Origin of the sequence: Gordonia sp. 852002-51296_SCH5728562-b (assembly GCF_001665475.1) — a bacterium.
Classification (GTDB): domain Bacteria; phylum Actinomycetota; class Actinomycetes; order Mycobacteriales; family Mycobacteriaceae; genus Gordonia; species Gordonia sputi.
Genome location: NZ_LZMI01000094.1, coordinates 1 through 26,784, shown reverse-complemented (window position 1 = coordinate 26,784; position 26,784 = coordinate 1). Strand labels below are relative to the sequence as shown.

Annotated in this window: 25 protein-coding genes and 1 pseudogene; 9 read left to right on the top strand and 17 right to left on the bottom strand. The window is 66.1% G+C overall.

Annotated features, from left to right (window positions below; all coding sequences use genetic code 11):
• Positions 1–378: 378 nt before the first annotated feature.
• From mftD to mftA, 4 genes and pseudogenes are all read right to left on the bottom strand, one after another.
• Positions 379–1,581, bottom strand: coding sequence for a pre-mycofactocin synthase MftD (mftD, locus tag A5766_RS16800; RefSeq protein WP_005203889.1), 1,203 nt, complete (start codon positions 1,579–1,581; stop codon positions 379–381).
• 90 nt (positions 1,582–1,671) lie between these two features.
• On the bottom strand, positions 1,672–2,952 hold the full coding sequence (gene mftC, locus A5766_RS16795; RefSeq protein WP_005203888.1) for a mycofactocin radical SAM maturase: 1,281 nt from the start codon (positions 2,950–2,952) through the stop codon (positions 1,672–1,674).
• Positions 2,953–3,067: 115 nt separating this feature from the next.
• Entirely contained in the window at positions 3,068–3,424 is a 357-nt protein-coding gene (mftB, locus tag A5766_RS16790; protein WP_064905595.1) for a mycofactocin biosynthesis chaperone MftB, read from the bottom strand.
• Positions 3,424–3,498, bottom strand: a pseudogene (mftA, locus tag A5766_RS25105) (mycofactocin precursor MftA); the annotation flags it as partial. The gene mftB and the pseudogene mftA, both read right to left, overlap by 1 nt.
• A 170-nt stretch (positions 3,499–3,668) precedes the next feature.
• On the opposite strand from mftA, the gene mftR reads away from it, so the two are divergent.
• The 5 genes from mftR (at position 3,669) to A5766_RS16760 (ending at position 8,622) form a co-directional block, all read left to right on the top strand.
• On the top strand, positions 3,669–4,355 hold the full coding sequence (gene mftR / locus A5766_RS16780) for a mycofactocin system transcriptional regulator (RefSeq protein ID WP_231894687.1): 687 nt from the start codon (positions 3,669–3,671) through the stop codon (positions 4,353–4,355).
• A 143-nt stretch (positions 4,356–4,498) separates the two neighbouring features.
• Positions 4,499–5,662 carry a lipase family protein gene (locus A5766_RS16775; RefSeq protein ID WP_064905591.1) on the top strand — a complete coding sequence of 388 codons (1,164 nt, stop codon included), beginning with the start codon at positions 4,499–4,501 and terminating at the stop codon, positions 5,660–5,662.
• Positions 5,663–5,820: 158 nt separating this feature from the next.
• Positions 5,821–6,876 (top strand): ferredoxin--NADP reductase, encoded by a 1,056-nt coding sequence (locus A5766_RS16770; protein ID WP_005203883.1) that lies wholly within the window; start codon positions 5,821–5,823, stop codon positions 6,874–6,876.
• A 1-nt stretch (position 6,877) separates the two neighbouring features.
• Positions 6,878–7,270, top strand: coding sequence for a DoxX family protein (locus tag A5766_RS16765; protein ID WP_005203882.1), 393 nt, complete (start codon positions 6,878–6,880; stop codon positions 7,268–7,270).
• A complete protein-coding gene (locus A5766_RS16760) occupies positions 7,267–8,622 on the top strand; it encodes a chloride channel protein (protein ID WP_064905589.1) in 1,356 nt (451 codons plus the stop codon). The genes A5766_RS16765 and A5766_RS16760 overlap by 4 nt, the downstream gene beginning before the upstream one ends.
• A 59-nt stretch (positions 8,623–8,681) precedes the next feature.
• Here the strand turns inward: A5766_RS16760 and A5766_RS16755 are convergent, their stop codons facing one another.
• The 11 genes from A5766_RS16755 to A5766_RS16705 form a co-directional block, all read right to left on the bottom strand.
• Positions 8,682–9,410, bottom strand: a complete 729-nt coding sequence (locus tag A5766_RS16755) for a DNA alkylation repair protein (protein ID WP_064905587.1) — start codon at positions 9,408–9,410, stop codon at positions 8,682–8,684.
• Positions 9,411–9,440: 30 nt separating this feature from the next.
• Positions 9,441–10,652, bottom strand: a complete 1,212-nt coding sequence (locus A5766_RS16750) for an NAD(P)/FAD-dependent oxidoreductase (RefSeq protein ID WP_064905585.1) — start codon at positions 10,650–10,652, stop codon at positions 9,441–9,443.
• Between the two features lie 84 nt (positions 10,653–10,736).
• Complete coding sequence (locus tag A5766_RS16745) at positions 10,737–11,282, bottom strand: hypothetical protein (RefSeq protein ID WP_064905583.1); 546 nt, start codon at positions 11,280–11,282, stop codon at positions 10,737–10,739.
• A 14-nt stretch (positions 11,283–11,296) separates the two neighbouring features.
• The gene (locus tag A5766_RS16740) at positions 11,297–11,956 is read right to left on the bottom strand and encodes a hypothetical protein (protein ID WP_082965551.1); all 660 of its coding nucleotides are present in this window, start codon (positions 11,954–11,956) and stop codon (positions 11,297–11,299) included.
• Entirely contained in the window at positions 11,953–12,402 is a 450-nt protein-coding gene (locus tag A5766_RS16735; protein WP_231894686.1) for a hypothetical protein, read from the bottom strand. Before A5766_RS16735 ends, A5766_RS16740 begins: the two co-directional genes overlap by 4 nt.
• Positions 12,403–12,554: 152 nt before the next feature.
• Positions 12,555–13,187 carry a hypothetical protein gene (locus A5766_RS16730; RefSeq protein ID WP_197501516.1) on the bottom strand — a complete coding sequence of 211 codons (633 nt, stop codon included), beginning with the start codon at positions 13,185–13,187 and terminating at the stop codon, positions 12,555–12,557.
• A 118-nt stretch (positions 13,188–13,305) separates the two neighbouring features.
• Positions 13,306–13,968 carry a TetR/AcrR family transcriptional regulator gene (locus A5766_RS16725; protein ID WP_064905599.1) on the bottom strand — a complete coding sequence of 221 codons (663 nt, stop codon included), beginning with the start codon at positions 13,966–13,968 and terminating at the stop codon, positions 13,306–13,308.
• Entirely contained in the window at positions 13,965–15,299 is a 1,335-nt protein-coding gene (locus A5766_RS16720; RefSeq protein ID WP_064905580.1) for a cytochrome P450, read from the bottom strand. The genes A5766_RS16725 and A5766_RS16720 overlap by 4 nt, the downstream gene beginning before the upstream one ends.
• Before the next feature lie 142 nt (positions 15,300–15,441).
• A complete protein-coding gene (locus A5766_RS16715; protein ID WP_039854921.1) occupies positions 15,442–16,461 on the bottom strand; it encodes an o-succinylbenzoate synthase in 1,020 nt (339 codons plus the stop codon).
• A 26-nt stretch (positions 16,462–16,487) separates the two neighbouring features.
• The gene (locus tag A5766_RS16710) at positions 16,488–17,291 is read right to left on the bottom strand and encodes an alpha/beta fold hydrolase (RefSeq protein ID WP_373278528.1); all 804 of its coding nucleotides are present in this window, start codon (positions 17,289–17,291) and stop codon (positions 16,488–16,490) included.
• Positions 17,292–17,341: 50 nt separating this feature from the next.
• The gene (locus A5766_RS16705; protein ID WP_064868264.1) at positions 17,342–21,127 is read right to left on the bottom strand and encodes an NACHT and WD repeat domain-containing protein; all 3,786 of its coding nucleotides are present in this window, start codon (positions 21,125–21,127) and stop codon (positions 17,342–17,344) included.
• Between the two features lie 192 nt (positions 21,128–21,319).
• On the opposite strand from A5766_RS16705, the gene A5766_RS16700 reads away from it, so the two are divergent.
• On the top strand, positions 21,320–21,619 hold the full coding sequence (locus tag A5766_RS16700) for a response regulator transcription factor (protein ID WP_005203855.1): 300 nt from the start codon (positions 21,320–21,322) through the stop codon (positions 21,617–21,619).
• A 178-nt stretch (positions 21,620–21,797) separates the two neighbouring features.
• On the opposite strand, the gene A5766_RS16695 is transcribed toward A5766_RS16700, so the two are convergent.
• Positions 21,798–22,736: an alpha/beta hydrolase gene (locus A5766_RS16695; RefSeq protein ID WP_005203845.1), complete on the bottom strand. Its 939-nt coding sequence runs from the start codon at positions 22,734–22,736 to the stop codon at positions 21,798–21,800.
• A 460-nt stretch (positions 22,737–23,196) separates the two neighbouring features.
• Here A5766_RS16695 and A5766_RS16690 point away from each other — a divergent pair, with 460 nt between their 5' ends.
• The 3 genes from A5766_RS16690 (at position 23,197) to A5766_RS16680 (ending at position 26,263) form a co-directional block, all read left to right on the top strand.
• The gene (locus tag A5766_RS16690; protein ID WP_005203842.1) at positions 23,197–24,006 is read left to right on the top strand and encodes a CDP-diacylglycerol diphosphatase; all 810 of its coding nucleotides are present in this window, start codon (positions 23,197–23,199) and stop codon (positions 24,004–24,006) included.
• A 462-nt stretch (positions 24,007–24,468) separates the two neighbouring features.
• Complete coding sequence (locus A5766_RS16685) at positions 24,469–25,362, top strand: TIGR04222 domain-containing membrane protein (RefSeq protein ID WP_064905578.1); 894 nt, start codon at positions 24,469–24,471, stop codon at positions 25,360–25,362.
• Positions 25,363–25,411: 49 nt separating this feature from the next.
• A complete protein-coding gene (locus A5766_RS16680) occupies positions 25,412–26,263 on the top strand; it encodes a DUF692 domain-containing protein (protein ID WP_064905576.1) in 852 nt (283 codons plus the stop codon).
• Between the two features lie 159 nt (positions 26,264–26,422).
• Here A5766_RS16680 and A5766_RS25100 read toward each other — a convergent pair.
• Positions 26,423–26,784: hypothetical protein (locus A5766_RS25100; RefSeq protein WP_231894685.1), on the bottom strand; the 362-nt coding region annotated here is incomplete at its 5' end.

Here is a 26,784-nt window from a genome sequence, read left to right as displayed (position 1 = left end):
CCCCCACCGAAGCCTTCACCGAACTGCTAACCTCACACACTCAGCCATAGGTGTTGCCACAATCCCTTGAACCCGCCGCGCCCGAGAGCGTCCACTGTGCGCTCGAGAATGTTGACTGGGCGCCCGAGAGCGTCGACTGTGCGCCCGAGACCGTCGAGTGTGCACGCCGGTCAGGGCGTCGAAGACACACGCGTTAACGCTGAATGACCTTCCCCCACTTGACGATCCAGCACGCAGGGCCACATCCGGCGCACACTCGACGATCAGAAGCGCACACTCGACGCGACGGAGCGCACAGTCGGCAGCATCAAGCGCACAGTCGACGCGACGCACCGTCGGCGCACAGAAGTGCGCTCGACGGTGCGTCCGCGTGCAAGGTCAGGCGTCGCCGAAGGACCGCTCGAAGCCCGGCTGGATGATCAGGTCGTCGCGCGAGAGTTCGTGAACGCTCTTGTGGCCCAAGCCCATCACGACGCCGTCGAGTCCCATGCGCAGCAGGTCGAGCACATTCTCGACGCCCGCCTGGCCGTTCGCGGCCAGACCCCACAGGTAAGCGCGACCGACCATCACCGCGCGAGCGCCGAGGGCAACGGCCTTGGCGACGTCGCTGCCGCGTCGGATACCGCCGTCGAGCAGCACCTCGATCTGGTCTCCGACGGCGTCGGCGATGCCCGGAAGAAGGCGAATCGTCGCGGGCGTGCCGTCGAGGTTGTTACCACCGTGGTTGGAGACCGACAGCGCTGTGGCGCCGATGTCGACGGCGCGCTTGGCGTCGTCGAGCCTCGTGACGCCCTTGACCATGAACGGTCCGCCCCACTGCTCGCGCAGCCACTGCAGGTCGTCCCAGGTGGGCGGCGGGGTGTTCATCCACTCGCCGTAGGCGCCGAAGAACGTCGGCCCCGGCTGTCCCTTGCCCTTTGAGACGTTCGGCGCGGTCAGGTCGGGGATGATGATCTTGCCGTCCTGAATCCAGTCGAGTGCATAGCGTGGCTTGACCGCGATCTCCGGTGCCAGCCGCAGCAGCGCCTTGAAGTCGACTTTCTCCGGGATCTCGGGGCTTCCCCAGTCGCGACCGATGTTGAACACCCAGTCGGTGGTGACGATGAGCCCCTTGGCGCCAGCTTCCTTCGCGCGCATGGCGCGGGCGAGGATGTCGTCGCGGCTGCCGAGCCAGTAGATCTGGAAGAAGATCTTGTCGTTGACAGCCGTGACCTCTTCGATCGGGTGAGATGCGAAGCTACTCAACCCCATTGCGGTTCCACGGGCCGCGGCTGCCCGGGCCACCGCGACCTCGCCGTCGGGATCGACGGCCTGCACGCCCGTCGGGGAGATCATCACCGGGAACGAGAGTTCCTGACCCATGACGGTGGTCGCCAACTCACGATCGGGTTGGGCGCCGACAACATGTGGCGTGTACTCGATCTCGTCGAATGCAGCGACGTTGTCGTGGGTGGTGTGCCCACCCTGCGTTCCCGCTATCAACGACGAGTAGACCGACTTCGGCAAGCGCTTCTTTGCTCGACGCTGCGCCTCTTGGACCGTCTCGAACCAGGGGTTGCGCGCCCAGGGATTGCTGACCATGGTTGTGTTCCTACCTATTTCATCATGCCGCGGGCACGTTCGGATGAGCCCGGTGTCGGACCGAGCGGGATGCGTGCTCGTGCTGGGTTGTTACAGCGAGAAGCCCGCGAGCGGGTTCTCGTCGCAGTTCTTCGACGGCGGGCCACCGACCGGCGCCAAGTCGCCGTCGGGCCTGCGAGTCATCAGGGTCAGGGGTGTCCCGCGCGAATGATCTTTGTTCGCAGTGGGTTTGGATCGCTCGCCGGCGAGCAGCTCCTCACCGAAACCCTGCACACATTCGGGATCGGGTCCCGCGAGCGGCAGACCCGTGAAGAACTTGGCCGCCATGCAGCCGCCGCGACAGGCGTCGAAGTGCGCGCACTTCGTGCAGGCGCCGGCGTTCTGCGGCTCGCGTAGTTCGGTGAAGAGGTCGGAGTTCTGCCAGATCTCCTTGAACCCGCCGTCGGAGACGATGTTGCCCGCGAGGAAGTTCTCGTGAATCGCGAAGGGACACGCGTAGACGTCGCCGACAGGATCGATCAGGCAGACCACGCGTCCGGCGCCGCACAGATTCAGGCCGGGCAGACCCCCGCCGCTGCCCGATCCGAATGCCGACAGATGGAAGAACGAGTCGCCGGTGAGCACGTTCTCACCATGTGCCACAAGCCATTCGTAGAGCTCGCGCTGCTGAGACGGCAGCGGGTGCAGGTCATCCCAGACGTCGGCGCCGCGACCCGACGGACGCAGCCGCGTGATGCGCAGCGTGGCGCCATAGCGATCGGCGAGCGCCTTGAACTCGTCGAGTTGCGCGACATTCTGCCGCGTCATCACGACGCTGATCTTGGCGTCGCGGAAGCCCGCATCGGACAGATTCTCGAGCGCCCGTACCGCCATGTCGAAGGAGCCCGGTCCGCGGACTGCGTCGTTGACCTCTGCAGTGGCACCGTCGAGCGAGATCTGCACGTCGACGTAGTCCGACGCCGCCAGCCGCTGTGCGACCGCCTTGTCGATACGTAAACCGTTGGTAGAGAACTTGACTCCCACCTGATGACTGGTGGCGTAGTCGACGAGTTCCCAGAAGTCCGGTCGCACAGTCGGTTCGCCGCCGCCGATGTTGACGTAGAACACCTGCATGCGCTGCAACTCGTCGATGATCGCTTTGCACTGCTCGGTGGAGAGTTCGCGGGGATCGCGTTTGCCCGACGACGAGAGGCAGTGCACGCACGCGAGGTTGCACGCGTAGGTGAGTTCCCAGGTGAGACAGATCGGGGCGTCGAGGCCTTTCTCGAACTGGTCGACGAGCCTGCCGACCTTCGGCGGACGGGCCGACGTCGCGATCGCGGAGGTCGCAGCGAGTTCAGTTGCGCTGGGCGGCAACTCGAGTGTGGTCATGGTGACTCCTTGAAGCATGCGTGGACGAGCAGGCACGAAGAGGGCTGGTCTTCTGCGGTCTGAAGTTCAGGCGACGCCCGAAAAGATCAGCGCCGGAAAGCTCATCGCCAAAACATCAGCGACGACAGATCATCTCCGACGACGCGAGCGCGGCGAGGGCCTGGAGGTAGAGCGGTCGCGAAGCGCTGTCGATGCCCGCGGCGTGCAACGCGTCGTCGGCGCTGTCGTGATCGCGCAGGGACTCGACTACGCCGACCACCGCGAGGTTCTTGAGGAACGAGAGCTTGCGGGTTCCGAAGTGATAGAGCAGCGCACCGAACGGCTCGGGCCGCAGCGCGACCTTCGGATTGAGCTGCCAAGCCTGCGTCGAATCGAACGCGTGCGACCTCGGCGCCGACTCTGCGTGCGGTACCGGATCACCGGTGGCCGCGTCGCGACCCCCGGTGACCGGAAGGGATGTCGGTGCGGACATCAGTAGACCCCGCACATCCCGTCGATCGACACCTCTTCGACGAGCGACTCGCCCACGAGTTCGGCGTCGACATCCGCCGGAACGCCGGTGGTTGCCGCAACATCCTGTGCAGACTTGGCTGATTGATCTGCCATGATCCAGACCTCCTTGTGTTGGTGAAGTGAAGTGGATCACGCCACACTATAATGGCACCGGGTGCAGGAAAACACCTGAAAGCGAAAACTATCCGGATGGACAGGTGAGGATGAACCCTTCGGACCCCACGCCGATCCGTGCAGTGACACCGGGCGGTAGAGCCGCAGTGACACCAGGCGGCAGAGCCGCAGCGACACCAGGCGGCAAAGCCGCAGCGACACCGGGGCGCAGGCCCATCACGACGCGCGACGAGATCAGCACCATCGCGATCGACATGTTCACCGAGTCGGGGTTCGAGAACACCAGCGTCGACGACATCGCCGACGCCGCGGGCATCGCGAGGCGCACACTGTTCCGCTACTACCCGTCGAAGAACGCGATCTGTTGGGGCGACTTCGACGCACATCTCGACGACATGCGCACGCTGCTCGCCGCGATCCCCGCGGATCTCCCGATCGCTGCGGCCCTGACCGATGCGCTGGTGTCATTCAACGCCGTCGACGACGACTACCTCGAACACCATCGTCGTCGAATGTCACTTCTACTGGGAGTACCTGCGCTGCAGGCATACTCGATGCTGATGTACGCGGAGTGGCGTCGCGTGGTAGCCGAATTCTGTGCGCGCAGAATGGGACTCGACGTCGAAGAGCACGTGCCGCAGACCATCGGCTGGATGTGCCTGGGCACCACCCTCGCCGCGTACGAGCAGTGGCTCGCACACCCCGACTCCGACCTGACCGCGCTGATCGTGTCGGGCTGCGCGACTCTTGCCGACGGCCTGGGCGCCCTGCACTGAGCAATACTCTGCGCAAATACACGTGTTTCTGACAGACGCGAGCAAAGCTTCGCGTGCATCTGTCAGAAACACGTGTTTCTGCGACACGGTCGACGTATTCTGCGCTGGCCTAACAATTCACAGTTCTTCCGGAGGTCGCAGTCGTGAGAGTCGCCGTATCCACCAGAGCGGCACTCGCCGCGGCCGCCGCCACGCTGAGCCTGGCGTTGACGGCGCCGCTCGCCGACGCCGCTCCCCCTGCTCAAGCTCCCACTGCTTCCGCCGCGACCGAATCCGGTACCGCCGGAACGGTTATCGACACGCAAGCGCGGCCGGACGGTTGGCGCGGCGCCGCCCACGGCCTCGCGATCGACTACTGGACGCGCGGAGCAGACGGCAAGCCCGTGCCCGCAAGCGGCGGTCTCCTACTCCCCGCAGGCAAAGCGCCGGCCGGAGGCTGGCCCGTCGTCGCCTATACCCACGGCACCTCCGGTTACGGACCGGGCTGCGGCGGCCAGAGCGGCCCGGACGCGAAGGCGGACAGGTTCACCTCTCGGCTGTTGGCGTCCGGCTACGCGGTCGTCGCGCCCGACTACGTCGGCCTCGGTCGCTTTCGCACCGGCGTGCACCCCTACCTGAACAACGACTCCGAGGGCGCGGCAACCATCGACCTCCTGCACGCGGCACGCAGCGTCGAACCAAGTCTTGCCAAGAAGTGGGTGGTAGCTGGTCCGTCGCAAGGTGGGCAGGCCGCGCTGGCCACCGCGCACATGCAGAGCCGGTACGGTGCGCCAACCGATTTCCGCGGTGCCATCGCTGTCGACCCCGAATCCGACGTCGAGAAGGTGATGGCCTTCCTCGGGCCGTACGTCCCACCGGCGCCTGCCGTGCTGGAAAAGGCCTACGGCTACCTGCTCGCCGTCCTCGCCGGCAATCGCGTCGCCGACCCGGCCGTCGACGTCAACAGCTATCTGTCGCCGTACGGACGCAGCCTCGTCGACAAGGTCGGTGACGGCTGCCCAGCCCCGACGGTTCCGGCGGGAACCGCGTTCGGCAGCCTGCTCGCCAAGCCGCTCGGTTCGCCGGAACTGCGTGCATCTCTCGACCGGTACATGTCGGTGCCGACGTCGGGCTACACCAGGCCGACGCTGCTGCTTTTCAACGCACTCGACCTCACGGTTCCCTCGCCGCTGCATGCCAAGCTCGAAGCCGACTTCGTCGCCAACGGTGTCGACCACCGGACCGTCCTCGGGACCGGGAGCCACACCGAGATGAACGCAGCACAGTGGGCGGCGTGGGACGACTTCCTGCGGACGGCACTCGCCTAGTTCTTGCCAGACTGTCGCTCCCCGACGGTCCTGCCCCGACAAGCCCACAGTCCAGCCGTTACCCTGGGCCGATCGGCTACGCTAGGCTGAACTAGAACATGTTCTCGTTTTGGCCGAACCCGGCTGCGAGAACGACAGTACGCAGGAGACTCCGCGAGATGGCAGAACTGACCCCGCACGGATCACGCAGTGTGATCCTGACCGTGGCCGAGGTGATCGACGAGACCGCCGATGCGCGTTCGATCGTGTTCGAGATCCCCGACGAACACAAGGACGCGTTCACCGACTACAAGCCGGGCCAGTTCCTCACACTTCGCATCCCCAGCGAGCAGACCGGCTCGGTGGCGCGTTGCTATTCACTGGCCTCCTCGCCAGCGACCGACGCGCTACCCAAGGTGACGGTGAAGCGCACCGTCGACGGCTACGGCTCGAACTGGGTGTGCGACAACCTCGCCGCAGGCACGCAGATCGAGGTACTCCCACCGTCGGGGGTGTTCACTCCACGCACTCTCGACGACCCGCTACTCCTCATCGCCGCGGGCAGCGGCGTCACTCCGGTGATGTCGATCCTCAAGACCGCCCTCGCGTCGTCGACGGTCCCCGTGGTCTTCTTCTATGCCAACCGCAGCGTCGACGACGTCATCTTCTCGACGGAACTCGACGAACTGCTCCGCGCCAACGCGGATCGGCTGACCGTCGTCCACTGGCTCGAGACCGACAGGGGTCTGCCCACCGACGCCGCGCTCGCCGAGATCTTCTCTCCCTACGTCGGGCACACCGCGTACATGTGTGGCCCCGGCCCGTTCATGGACGCGGTGCACCGCGCCCTCGACACCGCCGGATTCGCACACCACGACGTTCACACCGAGGTGTACAACTCACTGGCAGGCGACCCCTTCGCCGACCATGAGCTCGCCGAGGTCTCCGCCGACGAACAGGCCGCAGCGGCCACCGTCGAGGTCGAACTCGACGGCGAGACACACGAACTCACCTGGCCACGGAGCCGATCGCTCATCGACATCATGCTCGACGCCGGGCTCGACGCCCCGTACTCCTGTCAGGAGGGCGAATGTGGTTCGTGCGCCTGCACATTGACCGAGGGTAGCGTCGAGATGGACAACGACGGCGCGCTCGACCCCGAAGACATCGAGGACGGCTACATCCTGGGTTGTCAGGCACACCCCACATCCGACCGACTGCGAATCGAGTTCTGACATGGCGCCAGACGTCCCCTCCAACCGTCTGGCGCGCGTGCTCGGCGGCATGCTGCTCGGAATGGGCGCATTGCACTTCGCCGTACCGAAACCCTTCGACGAGATCGTGCCGCCCGAGATCGCCGGAGCGCTCGGCACCGATGCCCGCACACTGACCTACGCATCGGGCGTCGCCGAGGTCGGCATCGGCGCCGGATTGCTTGTGCCGCAGACCCGTCGACTCGCCGCGGGATCGGCTGCCGCACTCTTCGTCGCGGTCTATCCGGCCAACATCAACATGGTCCGCATGTGGTGGCACAAGCCAACGGTGTACAAGGCGATCGCGATAGGCCGACTCCCCCTTCAGATTCCGCTCATCGCAGCGGCCGTAAAAGTCTTCCGCCACTCGAAGTGACCACCGACGACCACAGCTTTCACCGCATCGACGACGACCGCCTCGACGCACGAGCGCTGGTTCTGCTGACTCTCGTCGCGGCGGCGGCGGGTGTGGTCGCGGGTTTCGTCGGCGGGGCGTTCCGCTGGCTGCTCACCCGACTCGACGCCTGGCGGGTCGACGTCGTCGACTGGTCTGATCACCACGGTCCCGTGGGTTGGCTTATCCCGCTGGCCATCTCAGCGACGGCTGCGGCCGCCGCGACGTGGATCGCGATCAAGGTGCCACGCGCAGCGGGCAGCGGAATCCAACATGTGGAGGCCGTCGAACGTGGACAGGCCGAGCCACCGTCGTTGATGGTTGTGCCTGCGCGCTTCGTCGGAGGACTGCTGTCGATCGGCGTCGGCGGTCTCGTGCTCGGTCGCGAAGGCCCGACGGTGCACATGGCCGCCGCGATCGGTGCTGCAGCAGGGCGATGGTGTCGGGCGAGCAAGGACGAGATCCGTGGCCTGCAGACAGTTCTGTCCGGCGCCGGGTTCGCCGTGGCGTTCAACGCTCCGATCGGCGGAGCGATGTTCGTCTTCGAGGAGGTCGCCAAGAAGGTTCGCATCCGAGAGGTCGTGTGGACGCTTGCAGCGGTCGCGACAGCGGTCACGTGCTCGCGCGTCGTCCTCGGTGACATGCCCGACTTCAAGGTCTCGAACGTAGCCGCCCCGGCTCTGGGTACGTTGCCGCTCTTCATGGTCTTCGGCGTCCTCGTCGGACTTCTCGGTGTCGGCTACAACTGGCTGATCAGAGCGTGCCTGTCGTGGTTTGAAGCGCTGCACCGCATTCCGGCGATGGTGAAGGCCGCGATGATCGGCGCACTCATCGGCGCCCTGCTGCTGATCTCACCCGACCTGGCAGGTGGCGGCGACTCACTCACCCAGCGCATCCTCGACGGTCACCGGATCGCGATCATGTCACTTGTCGGATTTCTGGTCATCCGGTTCATCGCAGGCCCGCTCTCCTACTCGGCAGGCACACCAGGAGGACTCTTCGCGCCGATGCTCGCGCTCGGCGCACTGTCCGGACTTCTCTTCGCCTGGTTGATCAACCTCTTCTCGTCGACGCTCGCCACCCAGCTCGCACTACCCCTGGTACTGGTCGGCATGTCGAGCCTGTTCGCCTCCGTCGTCAGGGCTCCGTTGACCGGGATCATCCTGGTGATCGAGATGACGACAGTCACCAGCGCCGCCGTCGCGATGCTCGCTGCAGGCGCAGGCGCCGTCGTGATCGCCTCACTCCTCCGCAGTCCAGCGATCTACGACGACCTCCGTGAACGCATGCTGCGCGCCGACAAAGCAGCCGAGCACCCACCCTCAGCGCAGTAGCCGCCTGTGCGCTCAGCGCAGTAGCCGCCCGTACGCTCAGCGCAGCAGCAACAGTGCGCTCAGCGCAGTGACCGGTAGTGTGCCCGCGCCTCCGGATCGAGGTGTTCGACGGCGTATCCCAGTGCGGTACGGCCCATGTGGGCGGCGTGGTCGTCGAGATAGGACGTGAGCGCCGTGGCGTCGACGCGCTTACCCATCTCGCGCAGCATCCACCCGAACGCCTTCTGGATCAGCGGCCGTCGGTCGTCGATCACCAGCGGCGCCACCGCCGCCAACGCCTGTGCGTCGGCGTGTTTGATCCAGGCGAAGGTCCCGATGATTCCGATCCGCTTCTCCCACAGATCATCTCGCGCGGCGAAATCCACCAGCACGTCCACATCGCCGTGCTGCCACGACCATTCACCGAGTATCGGATCGGCAGAAGAGTCGACGAGATCCCAGTTGTTCACCGCCCCTGCTGCCACCGCCGCGAGGTAGTCCGCAACCCACAGGTCAGCCTCTGCAGCATCGGCACGATCGAATCCGTCACGCGCGCAGAATAATCCGGCCAGTCGTACCTCGTGGTAGCGCGAGCTGAGCAGAGCACTGACCTCGCCGCGACTGATCCCACGGAACCGCTTCGCGATCGCGCGCAGCTGGGGAACCCGGACACCGAGGAACTCGTCGTCGCCGCCGTAGCCGCCCGGATGCGCCTGAAAGTACGACGCCATCGACGTGGCGCGCTCCGGATCGGCCAGTTCGTCGATCGCGGCGATCACGTCCTCGGCGGACCCTCCCGCGTCAGCCATCCGCGCGTCCCGATGCTTCGACGGCATACCTCATGCGTCGGGCACCAGCTCCGAAATCGGCGTCCTTGTCAGCAGTTTCGGACGTGTCTTCATCACGGCGCCGACCTTGCCCGCGCCGACGACCGCGGTGAGTATGCCGGCCCTGCTGTAGTAGGCGAGGAACTTCTTGCCGTCGTCGGAGACGACGTGGACGTCGTCCTCTGCGCGCGGATCACCGAGCACCTGGATCTTGACGTCGAACTGGTCGCTCCAGAAGTACGGCACGGCGGCCGTCACACCTTCTCCGCCGGTGATGTCGGCGGCCACGACCGCAGCCTGCTCGATCGTGTGGTTCCAGTGCTCGACCCGTCGTGGATCGCCTGCGTCGTCGAGCCAGTTGGCGACGTCGCCGACCGCGTAGACGCCCGGCACAGACGTGCGTCCCTGTGCGTCGCAAGCGATTCCGCCGCCGACCTCGCGGGGGGCGAGCTCGATGTTCGACCCGTCGAGGTAAGCGGTCACCGGTGTGGATCCGATGCCGGCGACGACGAGGTCGGCGGGCAGGACCGACCCGTCGTCGAGCGTGATCTCGCGGACTGCGCCGCCCTCGCCCGCCACGATCTCGGCGACGCCGACCCCTGTACGCACCGTGACCCCGTTGGCCTCGTGCATCCGCGTGACGAGCGCTCCGATCCGCGGCCCCAGCGCGAGTGCTAGCGGTGTGGGTGCCGGTTCGACGATGGTCACGTCGATTCCCTGCGACGAGAGACTCGCCGCCACCTCACAGCCAATGAATCCGGCGCCGATCACCACAGCGTTCTGCGCCGCATCGATGGCCGATCGCACCGCGAGAGCATCAGCGAACGTACGCAGGGTATGCACACCCGACATCGCATCGGTGCCCGGGAACGCGCGGGGCCGCAGACCGGTCGCCAGCACCAACGTGTCGTATTCGACGACGCTGCGCTCACCCGCCTCGTCGACCACGGACACCGTCTTCGCGTCGGTGTCGACGGAGCCGACGGTGGTACCGAGACGCAGCGTGATATTCGAATCGGTATAGAAGGCAGCCGGTTTGAGGTCGACGCGGTCGTCCTTGCCCAGCAGCACCGACTTCGACAGCGGCGGACGATCATACGGCGGGTGCGGTTCGGCACCGATCAGCGTGATCGGCTTGTCGTACCCGTCGGCGCGGAGGTTTTCGGCCACACGGATCGCTCCGAGTCCCGCCCCGACGATCACGACACCCGATGTTGCGCTCATGAGATCCTCTCGTTCGGCACGATCACACTCGCCCGATCAGGCGTCGGCGAAAGCGATGCCTCGCGTCCGAGCGATGCCTCCGCATCAGCGAGTGATGTCCCCGACGGGTGTGAGGTCGGCCAGTAACCAGTTCCCGTCGACATTACGCATGTCCGCCCACCGAGCAATAGGGGTTCTGGTCGGCGAATTCTCGTCGCTCGAGCCTGTCGAGTTCCCGAGCGTCTCGTCGACGAAGACCAGGACGCGCGCGGCCGACGTGGTGTATGACGCAACACCCGCATCGACGACGTCGGCCTCGACGGTCAGCCCGCCCGCAACCGCGCCGGGTAGTACGGCGTCGGGTCCATGGAGTGCGTACCGGGTTGCGAGTGGATCGGTCAGCCCGGCGGCCACCGTCTCTCGTTGCTTCTGCGACGCATTCGGCGCCACACGCAACGTCTGTTCGACGATCCGTTCGGTGGCCGTCAGCAGCGCCGAGCGCGCCGCGTCGTCCGGCGCTGGCCTGTCGGTGTACGCACGGGTCCACGACACCGCCGCGACAACCAACGCAACGACGACAATCAGCGACGCCGCGAGTAGCGCTCTGCGCGCACGACGCGGCAGCCTGTGGTGGACGACGAGCGGTCTCATGCCGGCACCAGCCCTCATTTCACCACCACCTCGGTGGTCTTCCACGTCCCGCCGACGCGTTCAAGCGACAGCCGCACCGTGATCACGTCGGTGTCCGGATCGGCGCCCAGCAGAGCGGGATCGGAGGTCTGAGCGGTGACGAGCGCGTCGGCACGCGCCCCATCCGACGTCGACGTCGGATCGCTGATCAGTCCCGCCGCGATCACCCGACCCGACATCCCGGTCTCCGCGGAGGAGACCGCGGCGACCAGTGCGTCACGTGCCTTGCTCAGCCGATCATGCTCTGCGCCAGTGCTGTTCGCGATGATCCGGTCGGCGTAGCCGGCGGCGTCCTTCGGCGTCGCGGTGAGCATCGCCGTCACCGCGCCGCGTGCGGCGGTCAGCGCGGCACGCTGCCCGGCTGCACGCTCGTCCTGCCTATGATCAACCACTGCGAGCACGATGATCGCCACCAGTCCGCAGACGACGAGCACTGCGGCACAGGCCAATCCGATACGCAGTGCGTGAGATCGGCGACGGGCACGCGCGCGTAGCGCATCTGCCGCTGCGATCCGCGCGCGTCGCGCCGTCCGAGTGGCCTCGTCGACCCGAGCGGCAGCCGCCAGAACACGCTCGTCCTCCGACGATCCCGGGTCGTCCGATCTCACCTTCTCGGGCTTCGCGATGTCACTCACGCGAGCACCTCGACTCCGGTCACGAGCCAGCGACCGTCGATCTCGGCGAATGATGCACTCACCGTTCGCTTCTCGGTGACCGGAGCAGCGTCTGTGCGCGTTGTGGTGACGGTTGCGGTCATCAGCACTGTTCCGCTGTCTGTCTGCGCATTGGACACCGCGACGTCGCCGGGCCGCCACTCGACGGCCGTCACACCGCCGTCGGGTGCGCGACCGAGTTGCGCGGCAAAGCCTTCCGCGAAGTCGCCCGCGACAAGACTGCGGGCGCGGGCGCGGTCGGTCTGCCACGTCGCCGAGTGCACGGTGAAGACCGCTGCCACCGTCGACCCCGCCTGCTCGCGCAACTCGGTGCGCGCCTGCTCGACAGCACCGTTGTGTGCCACCACGCGCGATGCCACCACGACGCCCGTCGCCACTGCGACGAGCAGGAGCGCGGCACACAGCACGAGGACGACGGCACGGCGGGTTCCGATAATCCGGGTGCCGATGATCCGGGTTCCGATAATCCGTTGTCGGCGAACCTGACTCGTTCGCTCCCGCGAATCCGCTGAGCTCGTTTCCCCAGCGCTCGTTTCCCCAGCGCTCGTTTCCCCAGCACTCATGGCAGGTACTTGACGGCGCTCACCTTGAGCGCCCCGTCGTCGGGCACGACCAGCATCGTCAACCGGAACTGGCGCACCGGCGTCTGCTGCTGACCGCGATAGCTGACTGCGGCCGCGACGAGGACAGTCGCGTCGTCGCCGGAGCGCGCCGAGACCCCCGACGCGTCGACCGTCGCATCCCCGACGGTTCCGGTGCGTCGCACGTACTCGGTGTAGCTGCTCGCCGATTGGGCGAATTCGTCGTGGAATCCGCCCGTGGCGTGGTCGAGGATGCGGCGCGCTCGCGCGGGGTCGGCAGGATCGGCCGACAGCAGCAGCGACGCCACCTCGGTGGCGGTGTGCCGATAGTCGTCGTCGGTGTAGGCATGCGCCGCCCTCGCCCACGCGGCCACTCCGACGCCCGCCGCGACGACGGCACCGATCACCACCAGCCCGACGAGCACCCACCACACCCGACGCACACCGGGCCGTAGCCCCGCGTCGACCTCGGCGTCGAGCAGGTCATCGAGCGCGCTTCGCAATTCCGCCCGCGCACCGCGCTCGTTTTCGAGGAGCGTCCGATCGCTCGCCACGGACCCGTCGACGGACACACCTCCTGTCGACGAACCCGAACCTGCGCGCCGCGTCATGACGCACGCCCTCCCTGTCTCGTACTGCGCGTAAGGAGCCACGCCGCCGGCACACTTCCTCGTTCACTCAACCCACCGACGCGACTTCGCATCCACCCTAGGACGTGGGAACGCACTCTCACCAGATCATCGGAGCGAGGAACGTCGCCGCGAAGTGACGCACACTGCTCGGCTCGCGCCGCGAATCATCCGATGCCGGCATTTCCAGATACGAGATGACCAGTCGCACATGAATTTCCACGGCTTGAGTGAGATCGTCGGCGGGCATCTGCGCGCCCGCGTCGCGCAGCACAGCGGCGATGCGCGCCGTGGCGACCTCGACGAAGAGTGCACCGAGTTCGGCGGTGAGTCGCTTCACGCCGTGATCGGCGAGAATCAACCGGTTGAGCAGCGGATCGTCGGAGATCATCTGGGCGCCACGATAGAACGCCTCGACGACGGCGTCGGACGGCCCGAGTCCGGCCACCGCGGCGTCGAGTGTGCGCATGCCCCGCTCGTACCGGTCAGCCGCGACCGCGAGCAGCAGAGCGTCTTTGTTCGGGAACCGGCGATACAGCGTGCTTCTGCTGACCCCGGCACGCGCGGCCACCGCATCGACGTTCGCCTGCGCTATCCCGGCAACCGTGAACTCGTCGGCCGCGGCGGCGAGGATCGCCGCTTCCTGATCCGCGGGACTGCGGGTGTTACGACGCTTGCGCTGTCGGACGTCGCGAGGCGGCTCCCCCGACTCTCCAGCGTCTGCGGCGCCAGCAGTACGTTCCGCTGCCCGTCGAGCGGTCATCGCCGCCACAGCGTCACGGGGAGCCGGTCCTTGGGAACCGGTAATGCGCTGTAATCCATCGGCATTCGATAGTCGGCGGACACCGACCACTCGTAGCCGCGCAGCAGTTGATGCATGATCGTCTTGATCTCCATCTGCCCGAAGTACAGGCCGATGCACTTGTGCACGCCGCCACCGAAGGGCGCCCACGCCATCCGGTGCCGTTTGTCCTCAGCACGGTCGGGCATGAACCGCTCGGGGTCGAATCGGTCGGGCTCCGAATAGATCTCAGGGTCGCGATGATTGGTCAGCTGCGAGATCGAGACCATCGTGCCCTCAGGGATGAAGAAGTCGCCGATGTGGGTGTCGGCGATCGCCGCGCGCGGCTGGGAGGGCACCGGCGGACACAGCCGCAACGACTCCTTCATCACGAGGTCGAGAGTGTTCAGCGAGCCGAGATCGTCGTATCCGAGTTCGCTTGGCAGCTCATCTGATTCGTCGCGCGCACGCTGCTGCCACTCGGGGTGGCGGGCCAGGTGGTATGCCATCTGGGTCATGGTGATCGTCGAGGTGTCGTGTGCGGCCATCAACACGAAGATCATGTGGTTGACCACGTCGTCATCGGTGAAGCGTTGCCCCTCTTCGGTTTCGGCGTGACAGAGAACCGAGAACAGGTCGGGAGTCTCCCGCGCCCGTTTGTCGGCGATCGCGGAGGAGAAGAACTCTTCGAGAACTCGACGCGATCGCAGACCCTTCCACCAACGTCCACCGGGAACAGGTCTGCGCACCAACGCAACTCCCGCGCGCACCGTCTCGATGAACGCCTCGTTGAGACGGTCTGCCTCATCGCGAGGCAGTTCGACGCCGAGGAACACCTCGAGCGCGACGTCGAGCGTCAGTGCTTTGAACTCGTTGGCCAACAGCACCTTTTCCGTGGGGAACCGCTGCATGCGATCGAAAATCATGGGCGACATCTCCTGCATGTAACCCTTGAGTGCCGTGTTGGAGAACACCTGCTGCATGAGCAGCCGGTGGTGACGGTGCTCGTCGAAGTCGAGCAGCATCAGACCGCGATTGAAGAACGGACCGATGAAGTAACCCCAGGCGGGCCCGTTGGCGAACGCACGGTCACGGTTGCGCAGGATCTCGTCGGCGGCGTCGGCTCCGGATGCGACCACCACCCTCAGCCCGAGCGCGTTGATTCCGTAGATCGGGCCGTACGCAGCGCGGCGCGCAGCCGAGTAGCCGAACGGGTCGCGGCGCATCGACAGCACCTCGAGCATCCCGTTGCGGTCGGCACACGGGACCGCGCGCAGTCCACTTCCCGCAGGCGCTGGAGCGATGATCGTCATGTCGCAGCCTTCCGTCCAGGTGGATCAGAGCAGGTGGATCTGAGCAGCTGGACCAGCTACACAACCGACCCGCACCCGAAGTGAGCGCACTGTCGATGTGATCCAGCTCTCACCCCATTGGAACAGATCGGCGCAAATGTCTCTATGGTTTCGTGAAGTCCGGCTCGGCGCCGCGTCGACGCAGCACGTCGTGACACCGGCGCACACGGTCGTGCCACCACGCTGTCCGCTCGGGATCGGCGGCGGCGTCGTCGGACACGAGTGCGGCGTCGGGGCCAAACCATCTCGGGGCGACGACGCCGTGTTCGGGCAGGAACGGGTCCGCGACGTCGACGGCGAACAACGAGCCGGTGCCGAGTCCGCACGCGAGGTCGAGACGGTCGAGCGCCGCCGCGGCAGCCACGCCCGCAGCCATTCCCACCGCAGTGTCGAGGGCGCTGGACACCACGACGGGCAGACCGATCTCGTCGGCCAACCGCAGTACCGCACGCATGCCGCCGAGGGGTGCCACCTTGAGCACCGCGACGTCGGCAGCGTCCGCGGCGACGACCCGCATCGGGTCGGCGACTTTACGGATCGACTCGTCGGCGGCAATCGGTACCTCGACCGCACGACGCACCTGGGCCAACTCGTCGACGGTCGCACACGGCTGTTCCGCGTACTCGACGTCGCCGATCGCACGGATCGACGAGATCGCCTGCGCCACAGACCACTTCCCGTTGGCGTCGATCCGGACCCGAGGTATCACGGCGCGAGCTGCCGCAACACGGTCGACGTCGTCGGACAGCGACTGCCCGGGCTCGGCCACCTTCACCTTGGCTGTCGTCGCTCCCGGGTAACGAGCCAGGATGTCGGCGACCTGGTCGGCGGCGACGGCAGGCACCGTCGCGTTCAGCGGAACGGAGTCACGTTGTGCGGCAGGCGGTCCGAGGTAGGCGGCTTCGATGCCGGCCGCCAACCACGCCGCCGACTCCTCGTCGTCGTACTCGACGAACGGACCGAACTCGCCCCATCCCGCCGGACCACGAAAGATCAGCGCCTCGCGGCGGGTGATACCGCGGAACCGTGTCCGCATCGGCAACGCGACGACCCGCGCGGTCTCGAGGATCTCCTCGACCGGGGGCAGCGATGACCCGCTCGGGGCGGCATCTGTTTCCGTCATGTCGGCACCCTTCATTTCCCCGTCGTTCATGTCACCACCGAGAGGAAGTCGCCCGCCAGACTCACGAACCGAGAGCCCTGATCACGGTGAACCGAGTGGCCGGCGTCGATGATCTCGAATGAGCCGTCGGGAAGTCGCTCGCTCAGCGCCCGAAGATGCCGTGGCGGAAGGAAACTGCGTTCACCGCCGGAGATCACCAGTGTGCGCGCACGCACGTCGTCGAGTGCGGCCCACCACTGCGGTGCGGCGACCGCGAACTCGGCATTGACCTGATCGGTGACCGACCGGTCGTAACGCAGGAACGGCCGCGGATCGGCGAGCAACTGTCCCAGGCCGCGTATGCGTTCGCCGAGTGTCGCGTCGACCGCGATCTCCTCGGCGAGATCGGCGTCATCGCGGGGCATCGGCGGGACCTCCTCGAGCACGAGGCATCGGACTCGCCCGGGTTGATCCATCGCGACACGCAGCGCGGTGTGCGCACCGAGGGAGTGGCCGGCGAGGTCGACGGTATCGAGACCGAGTTCGTCGAGTACGAACGCGACGTCGGACCGAAAATCATTGAGCCCGTATCGCTTCTCGCGACTGCTCACTCCGTGCCCGCGCAGATCCATCGACACAACTGCGCGGCCGCGGCGTCGTAGTGCCTTGGCGAACGCCCGCCAGGTGGTGTGGTCGGAGGCCATGCCGTGCACCAGAACCACCGGTACGCCGTCGTCGAGTGACCCCGACACCTCGACGGCAAGCGATTGCGCTCCGGATGTCGTGGGTCCGGACGTCGTAGCTCCGGACGTCGTATCGGTGTCGATGCGGGGCCGACGGAATGTACGCACGTCTACCAAGGGTAGTCACGCGGCGTGTCACAGACCTGCGGGCGGGCCGGTCACCGCCTACACGGCGAGGTGTAGTCGAGACCGCGGATATACGTGCGCCACTCCTCCGGCGTGATCGGGTCGGCGCCGTGAGCGCACTGTTCGTCGATGATCTGTCCCGGGCTCAGTGTCCAGGTCTCCATGAAGCCTCCCTGCCCTGCCGCGACGATGCGGTCGCCGGGGAGGAAGCGGACGTCGTACACGCGGCCCGGATACGACCGCAGCACCACCTCTGCCTGAGCATCAGCGAGGTTCCACACCCACACCTCTGAGTTGCTCCCACCCGCGATCACCCTCTTGCCGTCCGCGGAGAATCCAGCGCTGTAGAGCTGCCCGGCAGGTCCGGACAGTTCGGCCGTCCTGCGCGGATGCCGCTTGTCGGAGATGTCGGCCACCTCGACATTGCGTTCCTCCGACGTCGACACGATCGATGTGCCACTGGCGTCGAAGCGCACCGACAGCGCCGAGGCCTTGAACGTGATCGGATCGGGATATGCCTGCGGCGCAGCGGGATTGGAGAGATCGATCAGTCGCACCGGACCCGTCACCGTTGCGACGGCGGCCGTGCGCCCGTCGGGACTCAGAGACGCCCACGCGATCCCGCCGCCGGCGTCGAACGTGGAGACGACACGAGGGGCCGACAGCGTCGTGGCGTCGATGACCGTCAGGTTGTTGCCGTCGGTGGCGCCGGTGACCGCCAGACCGGACTTCTCGCTGTAGTCGACAGTCTCGTTGAGTGTCGGTTGCGCCGCGACGCTGCCCACGACGCGTGGCTGTTGCGGATTCGAGTAGTCGGCAAATTGCACTGTCCCGGTGACTGTTCCGGTGGTGACCACGCGACCCGACGGAGACATCACCACGGCACCCGAGTACACAAGTCCCGCAGCAGGTATCAGGTCTGGTCCGCCGCGCACGATCGCTGACGGCTCGACGCGCCACTGCGTGATCCGACCGTCGGTGCCCGTGTCCGCGGCGACGATCGTCGTCGCGTCGCGGTTCGCCGGTATCTGGTAGACGCTGTTGGTACCGACCGACGTCATGCCGAGAACCGGAGGCCAGTCCTGGACCCGCCCGTCCTCGCTCGACGAGACGATGTCATCGCCCGCAAAGACCACCGACACCGAGTTCGACGACCCGGTCAGAACCCGAGGTGCCGCAGCCGGATTCGAGCGGTCGAACACCCGAATCGTGTTGTCGGCACCCGCGCCGACGACTTTCGTGTCGTCGCCGTTCAACGCCACCGCATTGACGTAGCTGTTGAAACCACCGAAACGCGCCACCGAGCGTGGTGCTGCGGGATTCGCGACGTCGAACTCCTGGATCACCCGACTCCGCAGCCCGGCGAGCAGTCGCGTCCCGTCGCGCGTGTAGACGAGTCCCTGCGCGAGTTCGTTGTCGCGCCATTCGTCGAGTGGTATCTCGCCCGACGGGACGAGCGCGTCACCGTCGATCCGCCAGAGATCCACCCGGCGGTTCGCGCTGCTGGTCGCCAGCGACTTTCCGTCCGAGCTGAACGCTGCCGCCCCCGCGACGCCCGCGACCTTCGCGGGCAACGGAACCGACCGCCAGGTCTGCCCCTGTGCTACCCATGCCTCGACACCCCTGTCCGGAACAGACGCCACGACAAACCGGCCGTCCGGGCTGACGGTGAGTCTGTTGATGTCGCCACTGACATCGGGAAAGTCGTAGCGCCGCAACGGATGTGCGGGATCGGCGATGTCCCAGGCGGTGATCGTTCCGCGTCCGCCGAGTAGCAGCGTGCGGGCGTCGGGCATCAGTGCGACACCCGCCAACCGCCCGCCACCGCCGGGCGCACGGAACTCGGCGACCCTCGACTGCACCCCGTCATCGTCGACCTTGAAGAGACGGACCTGACCGCCCGCGCCCGCCGCCGCGATCAGTGAGCCGACGCGCGACATGAGCACCGAGCCGGGGTCGCCGAGATATCGGGTCGGCACGCCGCGGCCCGTTGCGTCAATCAGACGCGAACGTGCCTCGAGCGTCGGTGATGCCTCGTAGGCGATCATCGCCAGCTGCGCCGCCATGAACGGATCACGCTCACCGAGTTCTGCCGACTGCACCGACAACTGCCGGCTCAGTGCCTCGTTTCTCGCAGTCTCGGCGGCCTCTCGCTGATGGACGGCGTTCACACCCGCGGCGACGGCGGCGACAGCACCGATCACCGCGACGACCCCGAACACCGCGGCGAACAGTGCCACGCGCCGCAACTGAGCGGATCGACGCTTCTCGCGGTCTGCCTCTGCCGATCGTCGAGCGGTCGCGGCAGCCAGGAACTCGCTGCTGACCGGGTCGATCGGGTCGTCGTCCGACTCCTGCGCCAGTTGGTCGAAGACCTCCAATCGCGGCCCACCGATCAGCATGTCGTCCGGCCTGCCGTCGGCGTCCCACGGTTCGGAGTACGCGCGCAATCTCCGACGCAACAGGAGTTGTTCACGGTCGTCGTCGATCCATCCGCGCAACCGCGGCCACGCGGTCAGCAATGCCTCGTGGGTGACCTGCGCATGCGACGACGACACCGTCACGAGGCGGGACGCCGCGTAGTTCTCCAGCACGTGCGCGGCGCGGGAGTCCCCGTCGGCGGTCAGTTCGTCGAGCGGAACCCGACGTCGGGTGACCCCGTCCTCGTCGACGTTGACCATCGCGAGCAGCATGCGTCGCGCGATCTGTTGCTCGTCCGCGGACAGCTCTCCGTACACCTTCTCCGCTGCCTGCTCGACCGCACCGCCGATGCGCCCGGTCGCGAGGTAGTCGCGCACGGTCATCCGCCGACCGTCGGATTGTTCCCAGGTCGCGAGCAGCGCGTAGGAGAGCAGGGGCAGATCACCGGCTGCCGTCGAGCCCGCCGCGGGCACGGCGTCGTCGAGGAGCATGTCGACGAGGTCGGGCTCGACCTCGACGTCGGCGACGCGCGCCGGCCCGACGATGACTTCACGCAACTGCTCACGCTGCATCGGCGGAACCACCAACTGGGCGTTCTCCAGCGTCTTGGGCACCCACGGCACGACGCGTCCGTAGAAGTCGGCGCGCAACACCCCGACGGGGACGATGTCGGAGCCGGGCGCCTGCGCGGCGTCGAGAATCCGCGTGATCGCCTGCTTGCGCACGTCGTCGGAGTTCTGCGTCCACATCTCCTCGAGCTGATCGATCACGAGCAGCGCGGGCCGATCGGTGTTTTCGTGCGCGGCCAACTCGTCCATCGCCGCGTCGAGGGCCGCCAAGGCGTCGTCGCCCGGCGTCATCACCGCGCACCGCCAACCGGCGAGCGGCCCCTCGTGGACGACCTGCGCAAGGAGGCCCGCACGGACGAGCGACGACTTTCCGACACCCGACATTCCGACGACCATCACGCCGCGCGCCATACCGCTGGTCTCCCGGTCGGCGCTGCGTGTCGCGACGATGAGGTCGACGAGTCTGGCCACCAGCTCGTCGCGTCCGAAGAAGTATTGATCGTCGGCAGCGTCGAACGTCGCGAATCCGCGATACGGGGAGTCGGGCCGAGTCCGACGACGGCCGGTCCTCCGCGCACTGCGTTCGACGGCCTCCCACCAGGCGGCAACATCCTCGGGATCGGTGACACCGCAGACTCCGAGAACCCTCTCGAACATCTGACGGCTCGCGCGGGTCGGTGCGTGCTGCCCCGCGAACCAACCGGCGACGGTCCCGAGCAATGCGTCCGCATCGGCCGCGACATCCCGCACACTCAGCCCCGCACCGACACGCAATTCCGTGAGTGCGCGACCGAGTTCTTCGCGCGTCGTCACCGACTCCGGCGTCATCAAGCCTCCTGCTCTTTTGTGCAGGTCAGCGTATCGACAGTCGTATCGACTTGCTGTACGGACGCGCCACATTCGACGCGTCGGAAGCACTGCGGTGAAGATAATTCAACCGATGAGACGACAGGTTCGATCACTATCACAACCGTCGACCTCACGGCCCCCAACCGCACTCGGCGTGAACGCAGGGAGTCCATGCACCAGACACCGCTAGTCCAGAATCGACCGATTCCCCTCCATCGAATCGATGCCGCCACCCAGGGGCCGTTGCGCGCGCGGCTGTCCGCGCGCGAGGTCGAGGTCCTCGTGGCGTGGCTGCACTCGGAGTCCAAAGAGGAAGCCGCTCGACAGCTGTTCCTGGGTGCGACGACCGTCAGCACCCATATCTCCCGAATCCGGGCGAAGTACAGCGCGGTCGGCAGGCCCGCGCCGTCGAAGGCCGCGCTGTTCGTCCGAGCCATCCAGGACGGCTACGTCGACCTCGCCGATTGGTGACGCGGGCATAGGTATTGCCAATCGTCGGTAACGCGGATCGTCGAGGTTGCCAATCGTCCGTGTCGCGAATTGTCCATGTCGCGGATCGTCGAAGTTGAATATCGTCCACATCGCACATCGTCGATGTCGTCAGACCGTTCCGCGCGTCGCATCCCCTGAAAACGCGCGGAAACATCGGTCACCTGTCGTGGAACCACCTGCTGTTCTTGGCCCGCCAGACCATGTCCTCCCAGTACGCCCACGTGTGGGTGCCGGTACTCGGGAAGTCGGTGGTGACGGGGATCTTCTGGAGGGCTGCGGCGACCTCGAAGGCGCGGGTCTGCGCCAGCGCCGCGACCTCGAGAGGCGTTCCCTTGATCGACGAGACCGCGTCGGTGTTGTAGCGCCCCCACGTTGCCGAACCCGAGGCGATGCGGATCTTCATCCCTCGCATTCTGGGCAGCTGCACGAGCGGGTCGTTGCGCTCCCAGCGCGGATTCCACGGCGGGCCCCACATCGCGTCCGCGCTCAGCGGTCCGACGCCCGCTTCGACCCCGGCGTCGATGAGGGCGACGCGAATCGCCTCGCGCATGGTCGGCGCGGAGAGGTTGAGGTAGCCCGACATCGAGAAGATGTCGGAGATGCGGTTGCGGTGGTAGGCGCCGTAGATCATCGCGGCGTTGCCGCCCATCGAGATGCCCATCATGGCGTACTTCTGTTTCGGTCCCACCGCGAGACCGCGTGCGTCGAGCGCACGGATGATCCCGTCGAGGCGGCACGTCCAGCGGTACCGGTAGGCGATCTTGCTCGCCGGGCTCTTGGTCTCCCAGTCGGAGTAGAAGCTCGCGAGGCCGCCGACCGGCTGGATGACGTTCACTCCGGAATCCGCCATCCGCTGGATATGCGTCTCGTGGCGCCAACCACTCATATCGCTGGTGGCACGCAGGCCGTCGAGCGCGATGACCGTCTTGTAATTGCCCGCGCGCGTCCACATGTCGACAGGGGTGGCCGGCATCCCGCAGCCACCGACATAGAAGCGGCCGAAGTAGGCAGCATTTGCCGACCCCGCATTGACCAACCCGACGCTCAACGCCGTCGCGACCAGAACCACCACAACGACCACACGCCGCACGGACACGACGGACCACCACGATCTCTTACGCACCGGTGAACCGTATTGCGGCCGCCCGCACCCATGCCAGGCCAATCGGGCGTCGTGACCACAGGTCTCCGACATTGAGACCGGGCAGTTACCAAAGTGGCAGATGTGACTCATGTTAATTAGAGTTACTCGTTTGCTTAGCTCGGACGCCGCCGTCGCGGTCGAGTCGAGAGGGGCGCCACGCCGTCTACGTCTGCCGAACGCAGGACACGAATTGCCCGCTTTCACGTAGTGACCGTGCCCGCACGTGGAACGATGATCCCGCACGAGCCGCCGCGCTCGACGCCGATGGCCACCAGCATCGACGTCGAAGACCACCTGAATCGGCGAGAGGCCAGAGATGAAGCCCCTACTGCGTACGACGTCGTTTCGGACAACACCACGAGCGTGCGGGGGTCGACGACTGGCCGCACTCGCCATCGGTGCGGCGATCGCCATGAGCACAGCATTCGGAGGCGGCATCGCCACCGCCGCACCCAAGGTCGCGCCGCCACCGGCAGGGTGCGGACTCGACTCGGACTCCGGAAAGACGGACCCCCGATTCACACTCTGGGACGACGTGAAGGGTGAGACGGGCGTCAAGCCGTTCAAGCCCGGCAACCTCGACGTCGTGACGCCCGCGGCGAAGTACCAACCCGACAAGAAGCACCCCAAGCGTTACGCGATACGCCTCGGCGGCGATCATCCCGGGCACGGCGACGATTACCTGCTGGTGCCGACCAATCGCATCAAGGGCATCGAATGCTCCTACCTGTGGGACGGCTCGCAGTTGAACCTCTGGTACTCCGCATGGGCGGAGGCCCAGAAGTGGGTCACCAAGGTTCCCGCGAAACCCCTTGCCATTGGCGTGAATTCAGCCGAGGCACGAGGGAAGGATCAGCTTCACATCCACCTCGCGGTGGCCAATCCCGCGACCGTGTCGGCGCTCAAGGCGATCAAGAATCCGCAGCGGAACCTTGATAAGTGGACCACGACCAACGTCAACCTCCCGGTGAATGATCCGCACAAAACGAAGACGAGCGCGCAGTTCCGTGTCGTGAAGTACACCGGCTCGCTGCCGAACCTGTTCCGAGTTCTCCACAAGCAACTCCCCAAGGGCGAGGCGATGTACACGCAGTCGATCGCCGTCATCGACGCCGGCACGCCCAACACGTACTACGTCCTCAACAGCACACCGAATCTGCCGGGACAGTCACCGGCCCACGGAACCGGGCTCGCCGACTACGTCTACGGGTGGGGCGTGTAAGTCGTTCACGCGCTCGACAGCGATTCGTCGAATCATTGGTCGTCAGTCACGAATCGGTGACGAAGTGCGGCGGGGAGTGGCTATTTGCGACGCCGCCCCGATACTGAGATGACCTGGCGCGGTGCACGTTCCACGCCACACAGCTCTTCGATACCAAAAAGAAGGAGGTGGTCATGAACAACGACACCGAGACAACAGATGACGTACACGATCACCTCGACGTGACCCAGCTCTGACCTTTCCTGGTCCACGGGTCATCTTGCGCGGCAACAACTCCCGACAAGGCTGATAGCCCCCTCCGGGTACGCCGCACTCCCCTGCGCCCAACCCCATCTCGGGGTCCGTCGGGCACCCCACACATCGACGTTCTAGCCGACCTGCCGGCACCGACGCTCTACGCGATGCGCGTTGCTGGTCCGCCGGCAACCTGTGGTCGACCATTCACGAAAGGTGGTGGTACACATGCACAGTCACAACACCTGGGGAATCTCCGGTCCGGTTTTCCTCATCATCTTCGCCACAGCATCCGTTGCATGCTGGCTCTGGGCGATCTGCGACATCCACCGCGCACGACGCATCCGCCTCGACGATCCGATCGAACGACTGACACCCACGGAGATCGGCATGCTGGTCTCCGATCGCAACGCACACCTCGCGGCGCTCACACAACTACTCACGCAGGGATACGTTGATTCCGACGGCCAGCCGAACCCCACGCCGTCGCGCACGAAGTCCCGACTCGATCAACTGTCCCGCACGATCCTCGAGGCACTCGGTAACCAGTCGGGAAAGCTCAACGATGTGGCCAGAACAACCCAGTCTGCCCGCACCGACCTACGCAACGAACTACGCGCACGCGGCTACCTCACGACACCCTCGGCCCGAGGCGCCCGCATCGCGTTGGTGCTCGTCATGGTCGTCGGCGTGATCCGTGTCATCGCGGGACTGAGCAACGGAAAGCCGACCGGCCTGCTGCTCGCCTTCCTCCTCGCCGACCTAATGTTCCTCCCGCTCGTGGCAGGCATCCAAGAACGACGCACGATCCGCGGCAACACGGCATTGGCCGCAGCACGATCGAGGAACCGACATCTCCGACCTGAACTACGGCCTGCCGTACGCACATATGGTCCGACGGCCGCAGCGATCGGCGTGGCGCTCTTCGGCATCCGCATCATCGAGCTCGTCGATCCCCTCTTCGCTGCACACGCGAAAGCCTCGACCGCCCATTTCACGGCCTCGTGGGGTGCAAGTGGCGACTATGGCGGTTTCGGTTCGTCAAGCAGTTGCGGATCGTCGAGTAGCTGCGGGGGCGGCGGCGGAGGCTGCGGGGGCGGCGGCGGAGGCTGCGGCGGGTGAGCGAGTCCCACCTACCTGCTGCCATCACGACACGACAAGGAGCAGTCCCATGACACTCAACTGGCCCGCCGGAATCGGCATCGGGTGGCGTCCGGAGATCTCCGGGGTCGTCGCCGAACTCTCGGGTCTCGGATTCTGCGAGGTCATCGCGGAGACGGTACCCGCACTCGATGACCCTCACTCCTGGCTTCCCGACCTCATGGCACTGAACGTCCCGATCATCCCGCACGGAGTGGGACTCTCACTCGGCGGCGCAGAACCCGTTACCTCGCAACGGATCTCAGTACTCACTCGCTGCGCCGAAACGCTCCACGCACCATTGGCCAGCGAACACATCGCATTCGTCCGCGCAGGCGGCGTCGAGGCGGGACATCTTCTCCCCGTCCCACGTAGCCGCGAGGCCCTCGATGCGCTCACCGACAACATCCGACGCACCCAGGACTGCCTGCCCGTGCCGCTGGCGGTGGAGAACATCGCATCACTGTTCGAGTGGCCCGACGACGAATACACCGACGGCGAGTTCCTTGCCGAACTCGTCGAGCGCACCGGCGTGCATCTCCTCGTCGACGTCGCGAATGTCTATGCGTGCGCTGCCAATCGGGGTTCCGACCCCTCCTCAGACCTCGCCCGACTACCGCTGGAGCGGATCGCATATTGCCATGTGGCGGGCGGCGCATCCGACGGCCGGTTCTACCACGACACCCACACCGCCCCGGTGCCCGACGACGTGCTCGCGTTGGTCACGCAACTCGCAGCAACAGGTCGAGCCGGCGCGTTCCTGCTCGAGCGTGACGGACACTATCCGCCGGCAACCGAACTCGTCGACGAACTGCATGCCATCGCCGACGCCGCGGGCATAGACCGGCCGATGTGGAATCACCCGTGGGAGTGCGCATCATGAACACGCACGACGCCATCGAATCGCACCGAGTCCAATCACACCCGGTCGAGTCGCAGTCCAACAGAAGGCCGACGCTGGCCGAACGCCAGAGCGCTCTCGTAAGTGCGCTCGTCTCGGGCGGACCGCCTCCCCCGGGATTCGACGTCGATCGTCTGACGGCTACGGAAAAGGCCTTGCTGCGCAAGCGATGTGGTGACGTAGCGCGGCGGCTCCCGCAGGTTCGTGCACAGCTCGGAATCCGGTTCGACGACGAGTTCGTCGCCTGGGCACGCGGTCGGGCGCCTGCCGGATCATCGGCAGACGCAGAGGGATTCGTGGCACACCTGAGTGCCGTCCGGCTATGGTCGCCACCCCGAGCGCGTCGTCGAATCCTCCGGCGGAGCCGAGGACAATGAAAGGCGCCCCCGGACCAAGAAATAAGAGGGCGCCGGATTTAAAAAAAAAATAAAAAAAAAAAAAAAAAAAAAAAAAAAAAAATAATATTTTTAAAGAAAAAAAAAAAAAAAAAAAAACAAGGACCA